Consider the following 7,592-nt stretch of genomic DNA (forward strand, 5'->3'; position numbering starts at 1 on the left):
GGAGATAAGTACACCATTGTTTTTATATTCCTGTTTCAACACTTCAAGAATAATGCGACTGGCGAGAACGCTTTTATCGTCTATGCGGATATAAGCCCACCATTTTTTTTGATCATCGAGTGCGTAATGTGGCTTAGTGTCACTTTCAGGAATATTAACTACCAATACCAATTTATCATCAACATAAATTTCTTCGAAGTAAGGCTCAATTGCCGGTTTGCAGAACTGATGTGCTGCAGTTAAAATCATGTATTTCTCTTCTTCTTCTGATTTTACCCCTTTAATAGATCCATCATCAGCAACACCAATCAATAGTTTACCACCTTTGTTATTGGCAAAAGCAACCAAGCTCTTGGCAATTTTCTCGGTATTGGTAATGGTTTTCTTGAAATCGAGCATAACGCCCTCGCCCTGCAAAATTAAACTCTTAATACTCGGCATAATCTAAAAAATTAGTAAGCAACTCTAGGGGTTTCGCCCTGATGCAGGTTTCGGATATACACTTCATTCATCACGGTAGCGCACAGCTCGCCATCCTTATTGGTAATTTCCATCGGGTAGGCCTTTACAAACTTTCCAACGGTTTTTAGTGCGTGCTCTGCTTCGTTCAACATCTCATCAGTTACGGTTATGGTAAAGTATAATGTAGAACGACCAGGCTTTAAATATTGTATAGAAGCGCTTTTTAGCCAAACACGGACTTTAAAGCCTCGGCGCTGCATTAACTGATCGAACAATAAGGCATAAAACGGATCTGTTGCTGCATAAATAGTACCACCAAAAATAGAACCGTTATAATTTTTATTCAAAAAACTCTTGCTCAGCTTAACCGTACAACTTCTAAATTCATTTTCAAATTTCTGAACCCAAATGCGTTGAAAAAATAGGGGTGGGTAAAAACGCATTACCCATTTCAGGGTGTTTTGAGAAATAATCATATTCACTAATATCAGAAAGTTTTATCACCTTTTAAAGTTTTGAAGATCTTGTTTTAGTAATATTTCCGTAATTTAGAATTATGCATGTTTATGATACCATTACCGACGCTTTAACAGATTTAGATAGTCGTGGTTATAATTTAGATTTCAATTTAACGGCAGAAAGTTTAGCATGTAAATCAGTCAATTTGTTCCTGAAACCTGAAGAATTTGAAATTGAAGAAGTGTACCGTTTCGAAGGAATGACCGACCCGGCTGATAGCTCGGTTGTTTATGCCATTTCATCAAATGTGGGAAATTTAAAGGGAGTATTGGTAGATGGTTATGGTGTATATGCTGAAAATATATCGCCAGAATTGCTGAATAAGTTAAAGATTCATCATGAATAATACATTTATTTGTTTCACAATACATTAATAATCAATACAATAGTTGAAAAATAACCAATATGGAATAAAAAAAAATAAAACCAAATGATTATAAGGTTGTTAGGTTAATAGATAACAATAAAAACTATGAAAAAAATAATCTTAAGTCTTGCTTTTGCGGGTTCTCTTATGATAGCCACTTCAGCATGCAATTCGTCTAAAAATATGGCTGGTTCTTCAGACAGTACTGCGACGGATTCTACAAAAATGATGGATACGACTAAAAAGATGCCAGACACAACCTCTAAAAAAATGCCTGACACTACCAAAATGCCACCTGATACCACAAAAAAAAATCCTCCAATGTAGGAAGGTAAGAGCCACTCTAAAACAAGAGTGGCTTTTATTTTAAAAATCTATTTTAAATATTTGTGTTATTGCGTACTTTCAGCGTTTAAACCAAATAATTAAATGGATCTTCAAGCAAAAGCAAACAACCGTAATGTAATTTTCTTAGTTATTGTAGCTGCTCTGGGTTACTTCGTAGACATTTACGATCTTGTTCTATTCTCTGTTGTTCGTGTTCAAAGTTTAACTGAAATTGGCGTTTCCCAGGCAAATATTTGGTTCAATCCYTTTATATTCACTGGCCAATATTGCCAATGGTTTTGTCACATCGGTTAACAGTTATGCCATCATCAGGTTTATTGCCGGTATAGGTTTAGCTGGCGAGCTTGGTGCAGGGATTACTTTGGTTGCTGAAACCATGGATAAAGAAAAACGCGGTTATGGAACCATGATTGTTGGTGCTGTAGGTTTATTGGGTGCAGCCGTTGCAGCAACTGTAGCAGCCGAATTTACCTGGCAAACCTCATACTTTGTAGGTGGCGGAATGGGCCTGGTACTGCTTTTATTACGTGTTGGTACTTTCGAATCGGGCATGTTTAAACACGCCGCTAACCAATCAGAAGTATCAAAAGGAAATATCTTTATGCTGTTTAACAACTGGAAACGTTTTTCGAAATATCTCTATTGTATCTTAATCGGTATTCCTTTATGGTTTGTGGTGGGGATCCTGGTTACCTTAGCGCCAGAATTCGGTAAAGCTTTAGGTGCGACAGAGCCACTAAAAGCTGGTACCGGCATTATGTTTACCTATTTTGGAATTGCAATAGGCGATGTGGTTACGGGTCTACTCTCTCAGGTATTAAAATCGAGAAAAAAAACAGTCTTTATCTTCCACCTGCTTTCTGTTGCGAGTGTAGTTGTTTATTTAACCAGTTTCGGCTTAACGGGTAGCAATTTTATCTGGATCTGCTTGTTTATGGGCTTCTCTGTAGGTTATTGGGCCACATTTGTTACCATTGCATCAGAACAATTCGGCACAAACATTAGGGCTACGGTAACTACAACTGCACCTAATTTTGTTAGGGGCGCATTAATCCCTATTACATTCTTATTCGAATTTTTAACCCATAAATACGGATTAATTACTGCCGGATATTTAGTGATGGGAATCTTAACCCTGATTGCGATGTTTGGTTTGAGCCAATTAAAAGAAAGTTTCAACAAAGATTTGGATTATTTAGAAGAGTAATAAGCTCCCGACTTCTGACTAAAAACAATGTCAATAAAATGTACTATCTAAAGATAAATCAATATAGCTGCCTGAATAGCTTTAAATTTGTATGGAAATAGAAAGAGCCATCATGTTTAAAGAAGAAGTAGCGGAACGGTATAAGCAAATTCAGGATGAAATTTGCAGGGGATTGGAAATTGCCGATGGCAAAGGAAAGTTTGAAGAGGAACTTTGGGAAAGAAACGGTGGGGGAGGCGGACGCACCAGGATTATGCAAAATGGTGCAATTATCGAAAAAGGTGGCGTAAATTTCTCTGCGGTGCATGGTAAATTGYCCGAAGCTGTAAAAAAAGCCTTTAATGTAAGCGAAGATGATTTTTTTGCTACCGGAGTTTCAATTGTAATTCATCCAAACCATCCACTGGTTCCGATTATCCACATGAATATCCGCTATTTCGAACTTAATGAAGAAACACGCTGGTTTGGCGGTGGTATCGATTTAACACCACATTACGTATTCGAAAACGATGCCCGTTTTTTTCACCATAAATTAAAGCAGGCTTGCGATGATTTCAGTGGAGATTTTTATCCAAAATTTAAAACACATGCCGATGATTATTTCTTTATTAAACACCGTGAAGAAACCCGTGGTATCGGCGGTATTTTTTATGATAGACTGAAGCCAGAAAACACCAATTTATCATGGGAGCAGATTTTAGATTTTTCTATTAATATTGGCGAAACATTTTTGCCGATTTACACCGAATTGATTGATAGGAACCGCGATAAAGAGTTTACAGAAGCCCAGAAACAATGGCAATATCAGCGCCGTAGTCGTTATGTAGAATTTAATTTAGTTTACGACTCTGGAACAAAATTCGGCTTAGAAACCAACGGACGGATAGAATCTATTTTAATGAGTTTACCACCACAGGCTAACTGGGGTTATAATGTTCAGCCAGAAATTAATTCTGATGAATACAACACCCAGCAGCTACTAAAAAAAGGAATTAACTGGATCTAAATGACCGAATTAAAAGAATTTGAGCGTCTGCTACTTAAAACGATAATAAAAGATAATGCAGAAAAATTCGGCTATTTGTCTGAACACTTAGATTTTATAAGGATCGAAACTACTAAAACAACCGGTACAGGTTTGTACATAAATTTTGTCTACCTAAAGGAATTTCAAGAAGAAGAATTTGAAAACGGTTTACTCAGTGCTGAAGCAAAACTAACTGCTCCGAGCCTGAAAAATGAATTAACTTATTGCTTGGATGTTACGAACTGTAAAATAGATTCTCTAGAAATTTTAACCAATGAAAAAGAAAATTGGGACGGTGATTTAGAGAATTGTAGTTTGAATTAATTTCGGATTTAATTTTCGCTAAGTATTTTTTTACCAACCAAAAAATAAATTAAAGACCCAAAAAGAGGCAAGAACAATACCACATTGGTCCACATCCATTTTTGTCGTCTCTTGTTGTATGGGAATTTCGAAATGTCTAAAATAACGTAAATGTTTATCAACATGATAAGCATTACGACAATAGCGAGAATTATCAAATAAGCGTTCATACGTAAATATAGTCATTTTAAAACAATGTTAAAGATGGCGCCACCTCATGAAAGCCAGTTTTTAGTTTGCCAAGCCTGAAATCATTTACTAGGTTATGAGCCAGGCGTGTTGGTTCGGGGATACGATAATTTCCAACAGATTTTTTAATTGTATTTAAACTTTCTTCTTGCGTAATTAAATGTCCGGCAGAAATATAAACAGGTGCGCAATTGCGCTTTGTTCTCAATGCAAAACCAAGCATTTCGCCCGCATTATTTTTAATTTCTGCAGTACTAAATTTGACATTTTGAGGCTGATGGTTTTGTCCGTGTAAAAGACTTTTAGCACAGCCAATTGTGGCTTGGTTAGCAAGAATTCCAAAATGCGAAGCAACACCCATACGGCGTGGATGCAAAATTCCGTTTCCATCAAGCACTACAACATTAGGTTTATTGGGTATCAATTCCCAAACTTTCAATAATGCAGGAACTTCTTTAAATCCCAAAAACCCTGCTTTATAAGGAAAACTGGTTTCGTAAGTTTCTAATGCAAATGATTTTAAAACCATTCCTGGATAAGTTAAGATCACAATTCCCGCATACATGGTCGAACTGTTTTTATTGAAAGAAATATCTGCGCCAGCAATGGTTTCAATTTTGTTAAGTGACTGAAACTTTAACTGTTTGGCTAATTCAATTTGGTAAGCAGTAGCATCTTCAAAGCTGTAGTGGTCGTACATGGGATATCTTATTTCTGTAACTCCTGCAAGCGTAATTTAATTTCATTTGAACTGGGATTCAATTCACTGGCCTTTTTATACGAAGCGATAGCATTTTGCTTTTCTCCTTTCATCGCATATGCTGCCCCCAAAGCCGTGAAGGCCTTTGACGAAGATGGATAATTGACCGTATTCATTTCCAATATCTGTATGCCATTATCTAAGGTTTTCGGATTTTTTACCAACCATTGCGCCAAGCCGTTGAAATATGCTTCGTCAGGCAAAATTAGATACCCAAACCTTTGCGACAATCCTTTATAATGTTTCATAATAGCCTCTGAATTTATCTTTTCATCACTTACAGGAGGAAGAACCCATTGACGATAGACAAATCGAAGTCCGTCATAATACGATTTAATAGGGACTGTCATGTGGCTCTCAATTGGATAGCTCGCATATTCGAAATTTAATCCTTTAATATTGCGGCTTTTGAGCAGCGAATCAAATTTTAAAACATCTTTATGAAAAGGTGATCCTGGTGAAGAACCTTCATTTCCATCACTAAAAAAAAGCGTTTTTGATAAAGTTGACCCTGCTTTCAGTTTTTTATCAGCAAGTTTGAGAAGAAATTTCTGATCCCACCAGAAGGATGGGCTTACGGCAATATATGCGTTAAACATATCCGGATAATTAATCAGACAATTAATGGCTGTCAGACCTCCAAATGAATGTCCAGCTAAAATGCGGTAAGGTTGAGTTTTATAATTCGAATTAACATAGGGCAGGAGTTCCTTCTGGATGAATTGTAAAAAATGTTCATTTCCTCCGCTATTCTTATAGGGGGCGTTAGCAGTGGTATCCGGTTTCCCAGAATAGTCAAAATTGCTTTTAGATGGAGTGAGGTCACGAACACGGTCTGTATTTGTTATTCCTACAACAATCATTGGCGGGATAACATACACATCTTGCCGACTGAGGTATTTAGAATATTCTACCATTTGCATGAAATGATTGTCAGCATCCAGAACATAGATCACTGGATATCGTTTCTCGGGATTGTCAGGGTCTTTAGGTGTGTAGATTAATATCTTTCGGTCTTCGTTTAAGATGCTGGAATGCATCGTTACAACTTCGCCATAATCAGATTTTTGAGCATTTGTTTTAAATGAAAAAAGTAGAATTACGCTCACACACACGAATTTAAAAAGCAAGTTTTGCATAGTAGACAGCATTATTTTAGAATAAGTAACGAATAAACACATTAAATATATAAATAACGTATAAATCAAAGCAATAATGCTAATCGTAATTTGTCTTATAATTAATATTATGTTAAGTTAAATTTTCTAACACCATCCTGTCCTCACAAATTACTCAATAAAATTATAGTTCTTGAAGTTTACGGTTAAGCTCTTGTACTTTTTTCAGTTTTATCAGCGTCATTTTTGCTCAAGATTTCATTGGCTGTATTGATGTAAGCCAAACTCAATTGGTACAATGCATCAAAATAATTTTGATCTGTAGACAAAGCTTTATCGTAAGCCAAAATTGCTGTAGCGTTATTTCCACCAACCTGTTGCAGGTAACCATAAAGAAAATAAAGTAGTTTATTTCCTTTTTCTACTTTTAAATTGTTTTCTATCAATCCCTGAGCTTTACTATAATTCTCGGTATCAAGTAATAGATTAATATAATCGTTTGTTAAAAAGCGATTGAACGGATTAAGCACAAGACCATCCTCCAAAGTTTTAATAGCGGTTTCATTTTCTGATTTCACTACATACATCTGCGCCATTTTCTGAAAAACCGATGGATTTCTAATTCCGTTTTCTTTTGCACGTTTAAAATAGGTTAAAGATTCGTCGTAAGACTGAATATTTAATGCGCAAATTGCTGTATTTAATGCCAATGTGGTATCTGCAGGGAAATTATCACATACTTCTTTCAAATCAGCAAATGCTTCTTTAAAATCGTTATTAAAAAAAGCTTCATTACCTTTTTCCTGTTTTTTGATGAGAATATTGTGATTAGAGGCTTTAATAAGGCCACCATTATCATCATAACGATCTAAAGACTTGGCTTTTGCTACAGCTTCAACAGCTGAATCGTAAAATTTATTCGCATTATTGGGATCAGTATCAATTAATGAAGCGAAAGAAGTAAGATAAGATTTAATAGACCAGGTTTCACTCCAGTTTTTAGTTTTATTATCTTTCTCAGCTGATTCTATTGATTTTAAGCCTTCTGTAATAATCGATAACTGTTTTTTTTCATCCTCTTTGTTGGCAATTGAAGCTTGTAGTTTACCAACAGCATTTCTGGCGATAAGAATTTGACTTTTTTGCGCTACAGCATTAAAAGAAACGAAAATTAAAGCGGTTAATGATATTTTAAGGCAATTCTGCATAATATAAATAATGTGGTAAAACCG

Annotated in this window: 10 protein-coding genes and 1 pseudogene; 5 read left to right on the plus strand and 6 right to left on the minus strand. The window is 35.7% G+C overall.

The window, feature by feature from the left end; genetic code table 11:
* Positions 1-441, minus strand: a 441-nt coding sequence (locus tag AC1DPQ_RS18035) for an AlbA family DNA-binding domain-containing protein (protein ID WP_477610432.1), incomplete at its 3' end; no start/stop codon positions are given.
* Positions 442-452: 11 nt separating this feature from the next.
* A complete protein-coding gene (locus tag AC1DPQ_RS18040; RefSeq protein ID WP_057934675.1) occupies positions 453-938 on the minus strand; it encodes a DUF4442 domain-containing protein in 486 nt (161 codons plus the stop codon).
* Between the two features lie 80 nt (positions 939-1,018).
* Here AC1DPQ_RS18040 and AC1DPQ_RS18045 point away from each other — a divergent pair, with 80 nt between their 5' ends.
* The 5 genes and pseudogenes from AC1DPQ_RS18045 to AC1DPQ_RS18065 all read left to right on the plus strand — a co-directional run bounded on the left by AC1DPQ_RS18045 (position 1,019) and on the right by AC1DPQ_RS18065 (position 4,254).
* A complete protein-coding gene (locus AC1DPQ_RS18045) occupies positions 1,019-1,327 on the plus strand; it encodes a phosphoribosylpyrophosphate synthetase (RefSeq protein WP_477583312.1) in 309 nt (102 codons plus the stop codon).
* A gap of 126 nt (positions 1,328-1,453) precedes the next feature.
* Positions 1,454-1,675 carry a coproporphyrinogen III oxidase gene (locus tag AC1DPQ_RS18050; protein ID WP_215128697.1) on the plus strand — a complete coding sequence of 74 codons (222 nt, stop codon included), beginning with the start codon at positions 1,454-1,456 and terminating at the stop codon, positions 1,673-1,675.
* A 102-nt stretch (positions 1,676-1,777) separates the two neighbouring features.
* Positions 1,778-2,903 (plus strand): annotated as a pseudogene (locus AC1DPQ_RS18055) (MFS transporter).
* A 91-nt stretch (positions 2,904-2,994) separates the two neighbouring features.
* The gene (gene hemF / locus AC1DPQ_RS18060) at positions 2,995-3,909 is read left to right on the plus strand and encodes an oxygen-dependent coproporphyrinogen oxidase (protein ID WP_477610433.1); all 915 of its coding nucleotides are present in this window, start codon (positions 2,995-2,997) and stop codon (positions 3,907-3,909) included.
* The gene (locus AC1DPQ_RS18065; protein WP_477583306.1) at positions 3,910-4,254 is read left to right on the plus strand and encodes a hypothetical protein; all 345 of its coding nucleotides are present in this window, start codon (positions 3,910-3,912) and stop codon (positions 4,252-4,254) included. It abuts the gene before it with no gap.
* An 8-nt stretch (positions 4,255-4,262) separates the two neighbouring features.
* Here the strand turns inward: AC1DPQ_RS18065 and AC1DPQ_RS18070 are convergent, their stop codons facing one another.
* From AC1DPQ_RS18070 to AC1DPQ_RS18085, 4 genes are all read right to left on the minus strand, one after another.
* Positions 4,263-4,463 (minus strand): PLDc N-terminal domain-containing protein, encoded by a 201-nt coding sequence (locus tag AC1DPQ_RS18070; protein WP_477610434.1) that lies wholly within the window; start codon positions 4,461-4,463, stop codon positions 4,263-4,265.
* Positions 4,464-4,480: 17 nt separating this feature from the next.
* Entirely contained in the window at positions 4,481-5,182 is a 702-nt protein-coding gene (locus AC1DPQ_RS18075) for an endonuclease V (RefSeq protein WP_477583304.1), read from the minus strand.
* Positions 5,183-5,190: 8 nt separating this feature from the next.
* The gene (locus tag AC1DPQ_RS18080; RefSeq protein ID WP_477610435.1) at positions 5,191-6,351 is read right to left on the minus strand and encodes an alpha/beta hydrolase; all 1,161 of its coding nucleotides are present in this window, start codon (positions 6,349-6,351) and stop codon (positions 5,191-5,193) included.
* 215 nt (positions 6,352-6,566) lie between these two features.
* Positions 6,567-7,592 (minus strand): tetratricopeptide repeat protein (locus tag AC1DPQ_RS18085; protein WP_477610436.1); only part of this gene is annotated, 1,026 nt, incomplete at its 5' end.

This window comes from Pedobacter sp. 01T416_2 (assembly GCF_056398925.1).

Coding starts and splice junctions, on each gene's coding strand:
- AC1DPQ_RS18040 (WP_057934675.1), bottom strand. CDS start 938: ATGATTATTTCTCAAAACACCCTGAAATGGGTAATGCGTTTTTACCCA.
- AC1DPQ_RS18045 (WP_477583312.1), top strand. CDS start 1,019: ATGCATGTTTATGATACCATTACCGACGCTTTAACAGATTTAGATAGT.
- AC1DPQ_RS18070 (WP_477610434.1), bottom strand. CDS start 4,463: ATGAACGCTTATTTGATAATTCTCGCTATTGTCGTAATGCTTATCATG.
- AC1DPQ_RS18075 (WP_477583304.1), bottom strand. CDS start 5,182: ATGTACGACCACTACAGCTTTGAAGATGCTACTGCTTACCAAATTGAA.
- AC1DPQ_RS18065 (WP_477583306.1), top strand. CDS start 3,910: ATGACCGAATTAAAAGAATTTGAGCGTCTGCTACTTAAAACGATAATA.
- AC1DPQ_RS18050 (WP_215128697.1), top strand. CDS start 1,454: ATGAAAAAAATAATCTTAAGTCTTGCTTTTGCGGGTTCTCTTATGATA.